This is a genomic window from Sporosarcina sp. FSL K6-5500, from assembly GCF_038005665.1.
GTDB classification, from domain to species: Bacteria; Bacillota; Bacilli; order Bacillales_A; family Planococcaceae; genus Sporosarcina; species Sporosarcina psychrophila.
In genome coordinates this window covers 621,777-636,726 of record NZ_JBBOTP010000001.1, presented here as the reverse complement: position 1 = coordinate 636,726, position 14,950 = coordinate 621,777, and the positions used below count along the sequence as shown (strand labels likewise).

Sequence of the window (14,950 nt, the reverse complement as noted above, 5' to 3'; positions counted from 1 at the left end):
TAATTTAAAAAAGCCCCTTTCATTGTTGTTGAATGAAAGGGGCTTTTTTTGTGTCTGTAGGCTTCATTTAGAACTGTGTTTCTGTACATTTTAAATTATTAATTGATTGTCAGACCTGCACTAGCGGCTCCTTGTATGAGACCAACTAAAGGAGCACTTGCAGAAAACACCATTAGCAAACGATCTCCAGCGTTTACCGGAACTGAGAAAGTATCGGCAGTGCCAGTTTGTATGGCACCAACTGTTAATCCGCTGAATGTTAGAGTTACTGTAACGCCAGTTGCGCTGTAGGTATTGCTATTTCCAGTTGCACGATATACTTCAGCATGAACTAATGTCGTTCCTAGGCTTAATGCCACGTTACTATTAAAGTATGCTGATATAGCTGTAAGGGTTCCTGCACGAGGAACTATAAAGGCAAAGTTACTTAGAATTGGGAGTGTTATTGTAGCACCAAGAGCAGTAAGACCTGCTATGGAACTCCCGAATCCTATAACAGAAGGAATACCAACTGCTCCCAAGAGTAACGTAGTCAATGCCATTGTTGAGGTTCCAGTTGCAAATGGAATTATCGTACTGTTACCGTTAATGCCGTTAGTTCCCGTCGCACCGGTAGCTCCAGTAGCACCGTTAATGCCGTTAATTCCCATGGCTCCAGTAGGGCCAATATCACCCGTAGGTCCGGCAATTCCCGCTAGTCCCGTAGCTCCGGTTGCGCCAGTAGCTCCGGTTGCGCCAGTAGCTCCGGCTACACCAATGTCTCCAGTAGCCCCGGTAGCCCCGGTAGCCCCGGTAGCCCCGGTAGCCCCGGTAGCCCCGGTAGCGCCAGTAGCTCCGGCTGCCCCAGTTCCACCAGTCGCTCCAGTAGTTCCGGTAGCACCCGTTGCTCCGGCTGCCCCAGTTCCCCCAGTAGCTCCAGCTGCTCCAGCTGCTCCAGTAGCACCAGTAGCACCAGTTGCGCCAGTAGCTCCAGCTGCTCCAGTTGCACCAGTAGCTCCGGTAGCTCCAGTAGCGCCAGTAGCTCCGGTAGCTCCAGTAGCGCCAGTAGCTCCGGTTGAGCCAGTAGCACCAGTAGCTCCAGCTGCTCCAGCTGCTCCAGTTGCACCAGTAGCTCCGGTAGCTCCGGTAGCTCCAGTAGCACCAGTAGCTCCGGTTGAGCCAGTAGCACCAGTAGCACCAGTAGCACCAGTAGCTCCAGCTGCACCAGTAGCACCAGTAGCTCCAGTAGCACCAGTAGCGCCAGTAGCTCCAGTTGCACCAGTAGCTCCGGTAGCTCCGGTAGCACCAGTAGCGCCAGTAGCACCAGTAGCTCCAGTCACGCCAGTCGCTCCGGTTGAGCCAGTAGCACCAGTTCCTCCAGTAGCTCCAGCTGCTCCAGCTGCTCCAGTTGCACCAGTTGCTCCGGTAGCTCCGGTAGCTCCGGTTGAGCCAGTAGCACCAGTTCCTCCAGTAGCTCCAGCTGCTCCAGTAGCACCAGTTGCACCAGTTGCACCAGTTGCTCCGGTAGCTCCGGTAGCTCCGGTTGAGCCAGTAGCACCAGTTCCTCCAGTAGCTCCAGTTGCCCCAGTAGCGCCGGTAGCTCCAGTTGCACCAGCTGCTCCAGTAGCACCAGTTGCTCCGGTAGCTCCGGTAGCTCCAGTAGCGCCAGTAGCGCCAGTAGCACCAGTAGCACCAGTAGCTCCAGTCACGCCAGTCGCTCCGGTTGAGCCAGTAGCACCAGTTCCTCCAGTAGCTCCAGTTGCCCCAGTAGCGCCGGTAGCTCCAGTTGCACCAGCTGCTCCAGTAGCACCAGTTGCTCCGGTAGCTCCAGTAGCGCCAGTAGCGCCAGTAGCACCAGTAGCACCAGTAGCTCCAGTCACGCCAGTCGCTCCGGTTGAGCCAGTAGCACCAGTTCTTCCAGTAGCTCCAGTTGCCCCAGTAGCGCCGGTAGCTCCAGTTGCACCAGTCGCACCAGTTGCACCAGTCGCACCAGTAGCTCCAGCTGCACCAGTCGCTCCGGTAGCTCCAGTAGCTCCGGCTGCCCCAGTAGCACCAGTAGCGCCAGTAGCACCAGTAGCGCCAGTCGCACCAGTTCCTCCAGTAGCTCCAGTAGCACCAGTAGCGCCGGTAGCTCCAGTAGCTCCGGCTTCCCCAGTAGCGCCAGTAGCGCCAGTTGCACCAGTAGCTCCGGTAGCTCCAGTAGCCCCAGTAGCGCCAGTAGCGCCAGTCGCACCAGTAGCTCCAGTTACACCAGTAGCTCCGGTAGCTCCGGTAGCTCCAGTCGCGCCAGTAGCCCCCCTGTGTCCTCTTTTACAACAACATGGATCGATATTGCATTTGTCACGTTTAACACATTCATAACATTCATTACATTTACAGCATTTATTGCATTTATTACATTTTCGTTTATTGTAATCATAATAATTCATTTTTTCACCCCCTTTCTGTAACATCCTATTCGAGCAATAGTTGGGGGGACGGGCAATCAACTACGTGCATAAAATAATAGATTAGGAAATGCCACAGAGAGGGCGGGAGATTTCTTTAATATTTATCCAGGTTTATTAAGGAAAGGGCTTTGGTTTTGAATATGCTCGCCATCTTGGACACTGATGCCCCCAACTAACTAGCCGCTCCGACAAGTTGTCGAAGCGGCTAGTTAGTTAGATATATGAAGCTACTGAAAGTAGTTCTTGAATGAATTTCAACTGTAGGCTACACAAATACTCATTCTGCTGGCTATGTGTATTGACTCTTAAATTTTCTCCTGATTATTTTTAATTACTTCATCTAAATACTTTTTATTTTTCATTATACTGTCATTATTTGGTTTGTATTTTCGGGCTAATTCATTATGATGATAGGCTTTGTCGTACTGTTTTAAGCGATCGTAAAGAACACATAATTGAAGATTGGGTAGCCAAGTAGAAAATGAGGTGTTTTGAAAGCCTATCTGTTGATGATTTTCATATAGGAACGCTTGACTATACCAGTGGATAGCCTCGTGGTTTTTAAATTGTTCCATAAAGTAATACCCGAGTCGGCAACACGCTTCGGGACGAGGAACGTCATAGGCAAGGGTTCGTAAGGTAGAACTAAGTTCTTTATTCTTGTCATTTAATTTATGGTAGCAGTCAGCCAGTCTGAAACACGCCCTAATATTGTCTTCAATCCAGCCCAGTTTCGAATCTAAAAACTCCTCATAGTAAAGGACTGCTGTTTCAAAATCACTATGATCCATCAATTCATTGGCGTAATAGAATGTATCACGGGGGGACAATGTTTTCCCTGAAGATAACAACTTTTTATAGATCGTGATATTACGTCCACTATCATGACTTAAAGGGGAGTGGGTAACTGCTACATCACTATCGAATAAATTACCTGACACGGAAAGAAACTCGTGTACCGCTCCTATCCATTTAAACTCATTTACTTTTTTTACTAGACGATATCTCCTCAAAAGGGAGGTCACATTGCCTTCATGATCAAAACTTAAATGGTAATTCATTGAAACGGCATCAATCGTTGGTTGTAAGGATTGTTTCAATAACTTGAACTTTTCCTGATCTTCAGCTGTAAATACATCATCCGCATCGAGCCAAAGAACATAATCCATTGTTGCTTGTTGGAATGAGAAATTCCGTGCAGCTGAAAAATCGTCAATCCACTGAAAATCAAAAATTCGATTGGTGTACTTATTTACGATTTCTTTTGTTCGGTCGTCAGACCCTGTATCCACAATATTGATTTCATCCACTAACTCGCAAACAGAATCTAAACATCTACCTATTACTTCCTCTTCATTTTTCACAATCATACACAAACTTATCGTTATCACTTTTTATCCCTCCAAGCTTCCTTCTATTTATATGCAGTCTCTAAAATTTTGACGAACAAATTGCGGTCGAATGTTACGAATATATATATATATATTATGTAGGAAATATTCTTGAAAGTCATTTAATGATGATGAATATATTTCTTTATTTAAAAGAGTTTTTAGTTAGTTTCCAATTGTGAATTCATTAAGGAATTCTAAGTAGTCCGTTAAATTTACTAGAACTTTAATAAATGTTATTGTAATATGAGTTGATAAAAAATATGCTTTTTATATTCGTGTAATCGGTTACATAGATGTTAAGAAAGGGGCATTTAATTCAGCAAAAAAATAATGTATAGATTAGGAGAATAGTTATATGGATTTTTCACCATGGGTTTTATTTACGGATATCGGTTTGATATCATTGCTTCTGCTTGTAGGGACGATTATTCGAGCAAAGGTTAAGTTCATCCAACAAATGTTTTTGCCGGCCAGTATTATTGCGGGGCTTCTGGCTTTGCTGTTAGGGCCGAATGGTTTCGGAATTTTGCCGTTTTCAGATCAAATGAAAGTCTATCCGGCAATCTTAATAGCAGTAATCTTTGGAACGCTGCCGTTACTATCACCACGGATTGACTGGAATGCGATTAAGACAAGAGTCGGGAGCATGTGGTCGTACTCTCAACTTGCAATGGTATTAATGTGGGGTGGAGGATTGTTATTCGCACTTCTACTGATAAATCCATTTTGGGATGTACATGACGGCTTCGGTTTGTTACTTGCAGCCGGCTTTGTAGGGGGACACGGAACTGCAGCGGCAATTGGTGCGACATTTGAGCAAAATGGCTGGGAAGAAGCGACTTCTTTGGCTATGACATCTGCCACTGTAGGGATTATGAGTGCGATTCTAATTGGGATCCTCTTTATTAAATGGGGGTCTTCGAAGGGGCATACATCATTCCTTGCTTCGTTCAAAGATTTGCCTGACGAGATGAGAACGGGATTAATCCCGCCAGAATCTAGAACGAAATCTGAAACAGATACGGTATCGTCGATTTCGATTGATCCATATGTTTTTCACCTGTCTATCATTACGATTATCGCCATGGGCGGTTATTATTTAAGTCAATTAGGTGCAATGCTATTACCAAGCGTTGTTATACCGGCATTTTCACTGGCATTTCTTGTTGGATTGTTCGTGAAGAAGATATTGAATTCGACGGATACGGATAAATATGTAAGTAAGGATGTTGTGTCAAGAATTAGTGGAAGTGCAACGGATATTCTCGTTGCATTCGGAATTGGTTCAATTAGTATTTCAGTCGTACTTGATTATGCTGTTCCGTTAATTTTGTTATTTGTGTTTGGTCTTGTGTATGCATTTTTATTCTTCGCGGTATTTTCGAAGAAGTTTTTCCCGGAATACTGGTTTGAAAAGGGGATATTCACATGGGGCTGGACAACAGGAACGGTCGCTATGGGTATGGCGCTACTTAGAATCGTAGATCCAAAATCGGAAAGCAAGACGCTGGATGATTACAGCTTGGCCTATATACCAATTGCGCCGGTTGAAATTATGCTCGTGACATTTGCTCCGATGCTTGTATTGAACTCACAAGGATTTGTCTTTGTTGCTATCACGTTTGCATTTGCATTCGTTATTTATCTGATGGCAATTAAATATAAATGGTTGAATAGAAAAGCGTAATGAAACAGGGTCCCTGCCGTCGAATGACAGCAATGGGGCCCTGTTTTTTTACTGAATAGCAGTCAACCAATAAATTGCGCGAGTTCTTTGTTGAATTTTTCTTTTTTGTAATAAAATATTCCATGGCCGCTGTAGTAGAAAGGGATGAGCGTGGAGGTTTTGATACCTTTTTGCATTTACTCTGCTAAAATGAAAGGACATACCTTATCTTGTATACTATTGAATATAGCGGTAGGTACACGAATTAGGGGGAGGTCGCGCCGCAAGACTTCGTCACGAAGGGAGACTAAACTTTTTTGCGTTATCAGAGGCTTTTAATCCATGCTCTTGGAACCAAACGATAAAGTAATTTGTCGGGAAATGTGCGAGTTTCGAGACTTTATGTCCATCATGACGTGTCATATAGCATCTGGCGATAGCACCGCCCATCGAATGGCCAGCCAACTCAATATTCTTGAGTCGCAATATATCGATAATTATTCGGATGTCATCTGCCAAGCGATTGTATGAATATCCGTCCCATGGTCGACTTGATTTACCAAATCCATGAATATCAATCCCGATGCAAAGATAACCCGTTGCTGGGAGATGATTGTACTGGTACTCAAATATTTTATGATTTGATGATTATCCGTGTATAAATAAAATGGTTTTAGTCGAGATCAGATTGTTATCTTCAATATAAATATTGATACTGTCTACTACTTTCACAAAATAACCCATTTAAATCTCTCCAGTATATTATCCGACATCTTCAGTTGAGTACTGTATAAATGCAGTTATTCAATTACTTAATTTGTTACAGTGGAGATAATGAAAATAGTGGTACTTATAAGTTACTAAATAACTTTGGGATTATGCCGATAATGAGAAAGGATGGTATTATCTAGACGTCATATAAATTTGAATGAAAACTATATATAAGAGGTGTATTTGTGTTTGTTTCTTCAATAAGTAACCAGCAATCGTTCTCTATGCAAGTTCGTGATGCGGATAGCACATCGGATGATACGTGGCGTAAGGTATTTGGTAAAGAGGCAGCTGCGGTGAATCCGTTGGCGGCTGTCAACCACGGTCGTAATGGCTTGATTCTTGAATCGATTCGAACGAATGATTGGTCTAATTATCATGATTTCCAAGCAAAACAACAACCTGCTTGGTACGATAAAGTAAATGGTGAATTTAAACAAAATAAGATGTATTATAGCAATCTGATTGATGTGCAAAATCGTTCGTTGAAAGAAGCAATTCAGTCTGGCGAAGAAACAGAAATTGCGAAACGTAAAGCACATTTGAATGAGTTAATTTCCGATTTCAAGAAAGCACCAGGTGAGGTGCCACATGTTATTGCATTCATTACAGACCCAGCACTTGCGGCAGAGCATGGGATTGGAAAACCATCTAATGATTGGTATAACTCACCTTATAATAATCCGCTTGTAGCATCACAGGGGCGATTTGAAAATCAGAATTGGTACGATAATCCGTATTTCATTGACAATCCTAAAGAATTGACATTTGCAATGGAATCGGTGAAGGAATTCAGACCCGAAATCGCTAAACTTGCCGCTCAAATCAATAAAGGCGCATATGAACGAAATGTCGCATCGACATCATTCACGGCAAAGGCTACACAATCGATTACGGGAGCAGTTATTGAAGAGACTGTAAAAGATATGGAGAAGACTTTAAGTAGTTCGCCGATAGAAACGATACAAGAGCTAGTAAAACCCACTGTAAATAAAGCAGTTGTAATGCAAGCAGAACAGATTATCCAACAGTTCAGTGCAACGACGATTATTGAACAATTGTTTAAACAAAAAGAACAAATGGAAACAAAAAAGTTAAAGACTTTTTACTCGATGGGCTAGCAAAGAATACCAAACAATAGAAATTTTTAAAAAGTGTGAGCCTTGCCGCTCACACTTTTTATATGTTAGGATAATATATACTTTAGATGAAGGAGGAGAACCTAATATGAAAAAATCATTATTGTTTGCAGCATTGTTAGGATCAGCTCTTTTGCTTGGTGCATGCGGGGAGTCGGATAAGAAAGATGAGCCGAAAACTGATGAAGAGAAGAAAAGTGAGGCAGTTGAAAAAGACCTTAAGGAACAAGGAGCTGTCGATAAATCAGAAACGGCAAAATCGGACGATGACTTAAAAGAAGAGTTTGGTAAAGAAGAAGGCGTTTCTTCGGTCGGTATTATCGTGACAGAAGATAGCGGTGGCTTCGTTCTACTCGATTTTGATGTTGCTGCTGATATGAAAGAAGAGAAGGCGAAAGAACTTGCTGGAAAGTTTGCTGAAAAATTAAAAGCTAAATACGCGGATTATCAGATTGATGTTCAAGCCCATAAAAATGGCGAAACGTTTGCACAAAAGACAATAGAGTAACGAATCAGCCTCCTGGTAAATGGGAGGTTTTTCTATGCCCATATATGGTATTATAGATGGATGACTGTACAGATTAAGTAAGGAGAGGGAGGATATTTGTAAATGTTACACAAGAAAAAAATGAAAGGTCCAATGAAAGTCGGACTTATTGTCGTAGTTCTTTCACTGTTTGGCTTTGGTATATTGAATGCTAGCGCGAATCCAATTAGTCCAAGCTTTACGGACGTACATAATGATTTCTGGGCAAAAGATGAAGTAACACAACTTGTCGACTTAAAAATTATTAACGGTTATCCGGACAAGCAGTTCAGACCAAGTTTAGAGGTATCACGGGCACAAGCAGCAAACTTGATAACGAACGCACTCGAGTTGCCATTTTCATCCTACAAGCCGATTTTTAAAGATGTCAGTGCAAAGTCGTCCCATTTGAAAGGTGCCATGGCTACATATGAAGCCGGTATTTTCTTAGGGAAAGAAGACGGGACGTTCGGCGTTGGTGACTCTTTGACACGTGAACAGATGGCGACTGTCATCGTTCGGGCTTTCAAATTGCAAGATACGGGAGAAGAAATCACGTTCAAGGACGATAACAAAATTAGTGAATCTCATAAATTAGGCGTAAAAGTACTTGCGCAACACGGTATCACAACTGGTAAGGAAGACGGTACATTCGATCCGAAAACAGCTGTCAACCGCGCGACATATGTCGTATTTCTACACAGGGCGATGCTGCAAAATAAGCTAATAGAGAAATTGCCTGCAACAGAATTCACGGAGCCAAATACGTACGGTACGTTTGATACCGTCCGACATGAGCAACAATTTGTCGAAGTACCACTTTCGACTACTGCCAAAACCTATTTGCGTTCGAACTATATCATGCAGTTTGCGGGAGAGAAAACCGTCAAACATGCACATGCTACAGATATTATTTACACATACCGCATAAGTGGCTTTCCGTCCGTCACGGTGAAAATGACGAAAAGGGAACTGCCTAACGGCGATTATTTTTTATTCAACGAACTGAGAAATCCTCAAAACATACCAGTAACTGTTGATGTTATCCAGACGGAAGAAGGATTATCGAAAGCCGTGCTTCACGAGTATAGTCGATTCCCAATCAAGAAAAGTGTGGATGAGACATTTGGCTATGACTTGATGACGTACCCCACAGGTATTTTCGAAAAAATACAAACAGACGGTAAAGTATCTCAGCGGATGATTGGGAAGTCATACCAGTCAACAGAACTGAACCAGAAATACCCTACAGGCGCAGAAAGCCATACGAGGGAATTACATCAGGAAAGCGAAGCGTTTAGCGGCGTTATGCTTGGAGAAACGCAACTCTCCGTTTACAGATTACAGTCAAGAGGTTTTGATGTTGTTGACCAATGGCTCCTAGCTTCTGAAGAACGATTGTTTGAGGATCGGAAGCAAATGGACGCTTGGATGCTTGAGTCAGCAGTTAATTATAAAAAACGAAATAAATGGTACACAGCCGAAGGTCCATACAATAAGATGGCGGTAACGGTTGAACCAATGCCGAAGTCGGGTAGAGGGTATGGTCGTAATCTACTTCTTGTGAAAGAGGACCGAGTTATGGCCCTTTACTCCGAAACTGGTGCACGGTATTATGAAAACCTTCTCTATAATTCATTTGCTAATTTGGATGTATTCAGAGGGAAATCGACGTATTGGGAGACAGAAGTAACAAGCACGTATCTGAAAAGCTTGTACGGTATAACGGCTCCGTTCGTCGATACTCGATTCAACGAACAAATTGCATTATTCATGTATAATGGCGGCAAAGCGTTTGAACATAAGGACTATAATGTCGGTCTGAAAAACTATGCCAATTTGCTTGTATCGCAAAAGGAAAAAGGGAATATCATCAAAGTGGACAACGAGTCCTACTATATTTCTGATTACTTCCCTGGGGCGCAAAAAGTGAAGACACATACGTCCATGAACCATGCGCTTGGTGGAATGAACATTCTTTTATTGGCTTATCAAGAGTTAAACGATCCTGCATATTTAGCTACTGCAACGAGTATCCAGACAGCGATCGTAAAGGAAAAGAATAAGTGGATCCGTCCTGACGGTGACATTTGGTATAAAATTTCGCCGGAACGTGAATTCTCTGGACGCGATTATGTTCATTTAACTTTGGAAGATTTGATCAATTCTTATGAATTGTGGTCGGCGATCGATGAATCGAAGTTGCCTATCTTTGAAGAAATGATACGTTCCAAAGCGGGTTATTTGAACGAAAACAAGTTAGGTTATACGACGAAGATTAAAAAAGGCCTTGAGCGTATCAACATGTCGGATATTCTTCCGGCAGGTAGTGAACATACGGACGCACTTTGAGGTAAAGTGATTGAAATGTGAAATCCTCCGCACTGGAATCATTCAGTGCGGGGGATTTTTTGATGGGGGAAGGGGATTGCCATTTTGATTATATATTTAGCTATCACAGTTACGGGCGAAGCCAAGAGAGTTTGACGTAATGCCATTAGAGTTGGATGAAGCCATGAGAGTTTAGTCGTAAGCCATCACAGATTGACGAATTGCCATTAGAGTTTTGTCATTAACCATTACAGTTACAAGTGGTGCTCAGAAAATTTTTTAATCAAGTTATGACCAATGTCACATTAACTAGGGGAGGCTAATTGCGTAAAAAAAATCCTGTCCACTTAAACACCAGTGGACAGGATTTACCTATTTTACTCCGTAATTCGTTCTATAAGGTCTGAACGAATCCAGCCGTAGTCTGCAGGAGGATTGCTATCTGCAATTACCTTATACCATTTGAAACCGTCGCTACCGACTGTTTCATCGACAATAACTACTGGATAGCCGAATGCGGCATTGGCGCCGGGGTCTTTCTGTTTGTAAGAGAATAGTTTAGCACTTAGCGGATCAGGGCTTGTCCGTACATTGACACCTACGGGACCGGTATAAATGATGCGGCCGAGATCCGCTTGTTTGTAATCTTTCTTGCCGAGGAATGTATCGATTCTCCACATATGTCCGGCGATTTTACTTCCCCAGTTTGGATCAGAAGCGTACCTGACATTAAAGCCGACTGCTTTATTGCCTGGAACAGCTCCATACGAATATCCGCCTAGCGGGTTAGCGTAATTTTTGTTCATGTATTCGTTAATAAATGCATCGACACTATTGTTGGGATGTTTGTATGTTCCACCTGATTCCGGACTAGAATCAAACACTTTAATACCGAAAATATTATTTTTCGTTAGTGAATTTCCGCTTATTCCGTAATCACTTTCGTGGATGGCAGTTGCAAGAATGAACAATGCGTTGACACGATGTGTTTCTTCAATTGCTTTTAGGTAGTTACCAAGACCAATCAACTTCGATGTAGTCGGAGCATCTTTGTAACGAGCGAGACCGGTTTTCTGACGGTCTTTCAAAATCTCAGTGATGAAGTAATCAAGTTCTGCACCGCTGTATGAAGAGGGTTGACGGACGGATTGGAATTGGAAGTATGGGTAATGTGTAATTGTGTTTTTCGTACCTACTTCATCAAAATGAACGCCATCAAGACTTGTATACCTTTTCCCGTTTTTCATGGATGAAGCTGCAGGACCGATAGAATAAACCCCACGTGTTTTAGTCAAGTTGTTATACGTATCATGATATAAGACACCATCTGTGCCTACTTCATAAAAGCTGTTGCCCGTGACAAGTTCTGTTGGAACAAGATCGACTTCGTTAGGTTTCGCGTAGAAAGTTAACCCACCAACTTCCAAAATAACATGATTCTCACTACTTCCGATATAGTTCATTTCATAACCTTTTTGAATATATGTTACTTCAGTCCGTAAAGTGGAATCGCTGTAGAGAGAGGTATATTGTTTAGGGTTTTCTGAACCAAAAGCTCGTCCAGATTTTATTTTAATAATCCTATTGTTTTTTCCAATGGCCTTAACAGATGAAGATGCATTGTAAGCAGCCAATGCATCTTCATAAGTTTTATAGAGTGCCGTTGTAGGAAGGAGTTTTCCGCCTGAAATTGTACTTACTTTGTATACTTCAGGATCAACGTCGGGTACAGAAGGAACTTCGGGTTTACCTGGTTCGTTTGGATTCGGCTCACTCGGTTCTGTCGGTTTCAACACTTCCGCGGCAGCGAATAATCTAAATAGGAATGCTGAAGCGTGTGCAATCGTTGCGTTATCTTTAGGGTTGAAATAAACACCATCTTTCCGGTGATCCCCTCGAATAATGTTCAAGTTTACGGCAGTTGAGACGGCGTCAACAAAGTTAGCTGAAATCTTTTTTGAATCTTTAAATTTCAAAGCTGTCTTTTGTGCAGGAAGGTCCATATAACGCATCGCTTTATACATCATACCTGCCATTTGTTGACGGGTAATTTTTTCGCTGGCTTTGAATGTACCATCGGGATAACCCGAAAGGATTCCTGCGCCGGCTGCATTTTGAATCTCAATTGTTAGACCCATGTTTGCCTTTAAGTCTTTGAATGTGTACTTTGTGGAAACAGGTAATTTAAGAGCACGTGCAATGTACGAAGCAAATTCGCCTCTCGTAACGGCTCTATTGGGATTGTAATTTCCTTTTGCGTCTGCACGAATGACGTTTTTTCCAATCCAATAATTCAAGTCGCTTTCCATCTGATGACCTTTAATGTCACTCGCCTGTGCTTGTATCTGGAAGACAGGGGAGAACATGAGTAGTGTGAGTAAAGTGAAAGTAATTAATTTTTTCACTCGTAAACCTCCTTCTATAATCTTACTTAATAGTATCAGAAGTTTGCTAGAATAATAAGGTTCAATTTGCACAAGTAGAATTTGTAATAAATATGAAACTAAAGAATAAGCCACAACGTCCTATAAGATGCTATAATTACGGAGGACTTTGTTCATTATTATGAGACGATTTAGTCGTAGAAAGGGAAAATGTTTCATGACAACTATAAAAGAAAATTTAAAAGATAAAGAAACAATGTATTTCATTGCAGCATTGGCAGTCATCGGCGTAGCATTGATGCTCCCATCATCGATTGCACTTGTTCTATCTTCCCTGTTCTTTGCGTTATTCGCATTTTTCAGACCGCAACAAAGCCTGCTTTTCCTCGTAGTCTATGTGAGTATCCGTCCATTTCTTGTCGAAGTGAATCCGGGACTTAAACTAATCGGGGATCTCATTACGTTCATCGCATTTGCAAAAGTACTCATTGCGGGTAGAAAGAATTGGAAGTCACTGTTTTCGTTCAAATGGTTTGAATGGGCATTTTTTGCTTTCCTATTGTTCGGGGCTATCAGTGGACTAGTCCAAGGCGTTTTACCTTCTGCGGTCATTTTTCAACTACGGACATTTATTATTATGTATTTGCTTTACTATACTGTTTCACGGATGCTGTTACCGGAAGGATGGTTCCAACGGCTTGCATGGGTAACTGTATGGACAAGCCTAATCGTGTCAGTTCATGGCATTATTGAAAAGCTATCTATGAGGCAGTTCCTATTGCCAGATGTATGGAAATATAAAACGTTATCGGCGACGAACTTGGTAAGAATCTATGGGTTACCAGGAAATCCGAATTCACTGGCGTTATTGTTGCTGTTCGGAATTATTGCTGTGCTGTTCCTTCAATCAATCTACAAAACCGAGAAATATAAATGGTTCCTAACGATTAATCTTGTCTTGTTCCTTGGTGTATTTATCCTCACCTATTCAAGGGGAACTTGGATTTCAGCATTTATCCTCGGTGTGATTTTCATTATCATGTCGAAAAACTGGCATCTTATGAAACGACTTGTGATTGCGGGAGTGGCCTCTATCATCCTTGTTTATATACCAGTCAATCTCGGTGTACAGTACTTCAAAGAGCTTGGTCTTGCTGCACCAGACACCGGTCCAGGAAGCATCGCAGAACGATTTGGAGAGACGTTCGATCAAAAAAACTTGGCGCTCATGACGGAAAGTGGTCGTTTCTTCTATATTAATAAAGGGTTTGAAGTATTCAAAGACTATCCAGTGGCAGGAGCTGGATTCGGTTCATTCGGCGGGTCTGCGACACTGTCATACGGATCGCCAATCTATAAGTATTATGGAATCCGTTCAGATATCTACGGCGGAAAGTACTTCTACTCGGATAATCAGTACATTCAAGTAATTGCTGAAACTGGTGTTGCAGGTGTTGCCCTATTCTCAGCGTTTCTTCTAGGAATGTTTGCGCTGTTCTGGAAAGAACGTAAAACAGTATTCGGCAAGTTCATGATTGCCTTCTGGTTTGCGACCGGATTCTCAGGATTCTACTATAATATTTGGGAATTGAAATTCTATACGATGTTCTATTTCATCATCTTTGGAGTGTTCGCATCTTATACAAGTCAATATGTGAAGTTTAAAATTAAAGACTTATAATAGAGCGGTTCGGGGAAGAGTAATCTGCCTCGGACGGCTTTTTTTTGTGTCTACGTAGTCGGCACTTAACAAATAGACTGTTCTTCCAACACCGTTTTGTCGCTAGGTGATGGCCTCACGCAATAAGCCCGTCAGAAGATCATTAGGGAGGGATTGAACTGCATCCCTCCTTGGTCTTATTGCTCCGGCGCCTGCAGGATGCGGGTGTTCAGCCATTGCCGCAGGACGCGGCGATATTTGGCTGCCTTTCATGTGCGCCCTGCATGGGCGAATACTCGGTGGTGAAAGTCCACTACAGGCTTGGCAGTAGGAACTGTTAGCGAAAGACAAGGTGGCTATCGTGAGGTAGTGGCTGAAGGAAGTCGGACGCAAACTCCTGAACTGACGAACAGAAACTAGATAGAAGGCTGAATTAGGTCGGATAAGGTTGCATGACAAACCGAAGTCCAATACTGCCCGAAACCTATACAGTAAATCTAGCAGTTACATGGGAGGAAAGTATTCGCTCTTACCGGGGGAGGTCTTACGAGGGCACAGTGCAAGTTAAATGATAACGAACCAGTGCAATCTCTGTGGTGACATGAAGATGAATCGTAAGAAGTCAGCAGAGGTCATAGTAGTGTTCACTG

At 42.5% G+C, this 14,950-nt stretch carries 9 protein-coding genes; 5 read left to right on the top strand and 4 right to left on the bottom strand.

What is annotated here, in order from left to right:
• Positions 1 to 98: 98 nt before the first annotated feature.
• Positions 99 to 2,408 carry a collagen-like repeat preface domain-containing protein gene (locus MKX62_RS02860; protein ID WP_340740633.1) on the bottom strand — a complete coding sequence of 770 codons (2,310 nt, stop codon included), beginning with the start codon at positions 2,406 to 2,408 and terminating at the stop codon, positions 99 to 101.
• Between the two features lie 326 nt (positions 2,409 to 2,734).
• Positions 2,735 to 3,820 (bottom strand): tetratricopeptide repeat-containing glycosyltransferase family 2 protein, encoded by a 1,086-nt coding sequence (locus MKX62_RS02855; protein WP_340740632.1) that lies wholly within the window; start codon positions 3,818 to 3,820, stop codon positions 2,735 to 2,737.
• Between the two features lie 358 nt (positions 3,821 to 4,178).
• Between MKX62_RS02855 and MKX62_RS02850 the strand changes: the two genes are divergently transcribed.
• Positions 4,179 to 5,510: a sodium/glutamate symporter gene (locus MKX62_RS02850; RefSeq protein ID WP_338655386.1), complete on the top strand. Its 1,332-nt coding sequence runs from the start codon at positions 4,179 to 4,181 to the stop codon at positions 5,508 to 5,510.
• A gap of 273 nt (positions 5,511 to 5,783) precedes the next feature.
• On the opposite strand, the gene MKX62_RS02845 is transcribed toward MKX62_RS02850, so the two are convergent.
• Positions 5,784 to 6,068 carry an alpha/beta fold hydrolase gene (locus MKX62_RS02845; RefSeq protein WP_340742537.1) on the bottom strand — a complete coding sequence of 95 codons (285 nt, stop codon included), beginning with the start codon at positions 6,066 to 6,068 and terminating at the stop codon, positions 5,784 to 5,786.
• 377 nt (positions 6,069 to 6,445) lie between these two features.
• Here MKX62_RS02845 and MKX62_RS02840 point away from each other — a divergent pair, with 377 nt between their 5' ends.
• From MKX62_RS02840 to MKX62_RS02830, 3 genes are all read left to right on the top strand, one after another.
• Positions 6,446 to 7,381: a hypothetical protein gene (locus tag MKX62_RS02840; protein ID WP_340740631.1), complete on the top strand. Its 936-nt coding sequence runs from the start codon at positions 6,446 to 6,448 to the stop codon at positions 7,379 to 7,381.
• A 106-nt stretch (positions 7,382 to 7,487) separates the two neighbouring features.
• Complete coding sequence (locus MKX62_RS02835) at positions 7,488 to 7,907, top strand: hypothetical protein (RefSeq protein WP_340740630.1); 420 nt, start codon at positions 7,488 to 7,490, stop codon at positions 7,905 to 7,907.
• Between the two features lie 102 nt (positions 7,908 to 8,009).
• On the top strand, positions 8,010 to 10,277 hold the full coding sequence (locus MKX62_RS02830; RefSeq protein WP_187045679.1) for an S-layer homology domain-containing protein: 2,268 nt from the start codon (positions 8,010 to 8,012) through the stop codon (positions 10,275 to 10,277).
• Positions 10,278 to 10,633: 356 nt separating this feature from the next.
• Here MKX62_RS02830 and MKX62_RS02825 read toward each other — a convergent pair whose 3' ends face one another.
• Complete coding sequence (locus tag MKX62_RS02825; RefSeq protein ID WP_340740629.1) at positions 10,634 to 12,661, bottom strand: S-layer homology domain-containing protein; 2,028 nt, start codon at positions 12,659 to 12,661, stop codon at positions 10,634 to 10,636.
• A gap of 196 nt (positions 12,662 to 12,857) precedes the next feature.
• On the opposite strand from MKX62_RS02825, the gene MKX62_RS02820 reads away from it, so the two are divergent.
• Positions 12,858 to 14,321 (top strand): O-antigen ligase family protein, encoded by a 1,464-nt coding sequence (locus MKX62_RS02820; RefSeq protein WP_340740628.1) that lies wholly within the window; start codon positions 12,858 to 12,860, stop codon positions 14,319 to 14,321.
• Positions 14,322 to 14,950 lie beyond the last annotated feature (629 nt).

Coding starts and splice junctions, on each gene's coding strand:
- MKX62_RS02860 (WP_340740633.1), bottom strand. CDS start 2,408: ATGAATTATTATGATTACAATAAACGAAAATGTAATAAATGCAATAAA.
- MKX62_RS02850 (WP_338655386.1), top strand. CDS start 4,179: ATGGATTTTTCACCATGGGTTTTATTTACGGATATCGGTTTGATATCA.
- MKX62_RS02835 (WP_340740630.1), top strand. CDS start 7,488: ATGAAAAAATCATTATTGTTTGCAGCATTGTTAGGATCAGCTCTTTTG.
- MKX62_RS02830 (WP_187045679.1), top strand. CDS start 8,010: ATGTTACACAAGAAAAAAATGAAAGGTCCAATGAAAGTCGGACTTATT.
- MKX62_RS02820 (WP_340740628.1), top strand. CDS start 12,858: ATGACAACTATAAAAGAAAATTTAAAAGATAAAGAAACAATGTATTTC.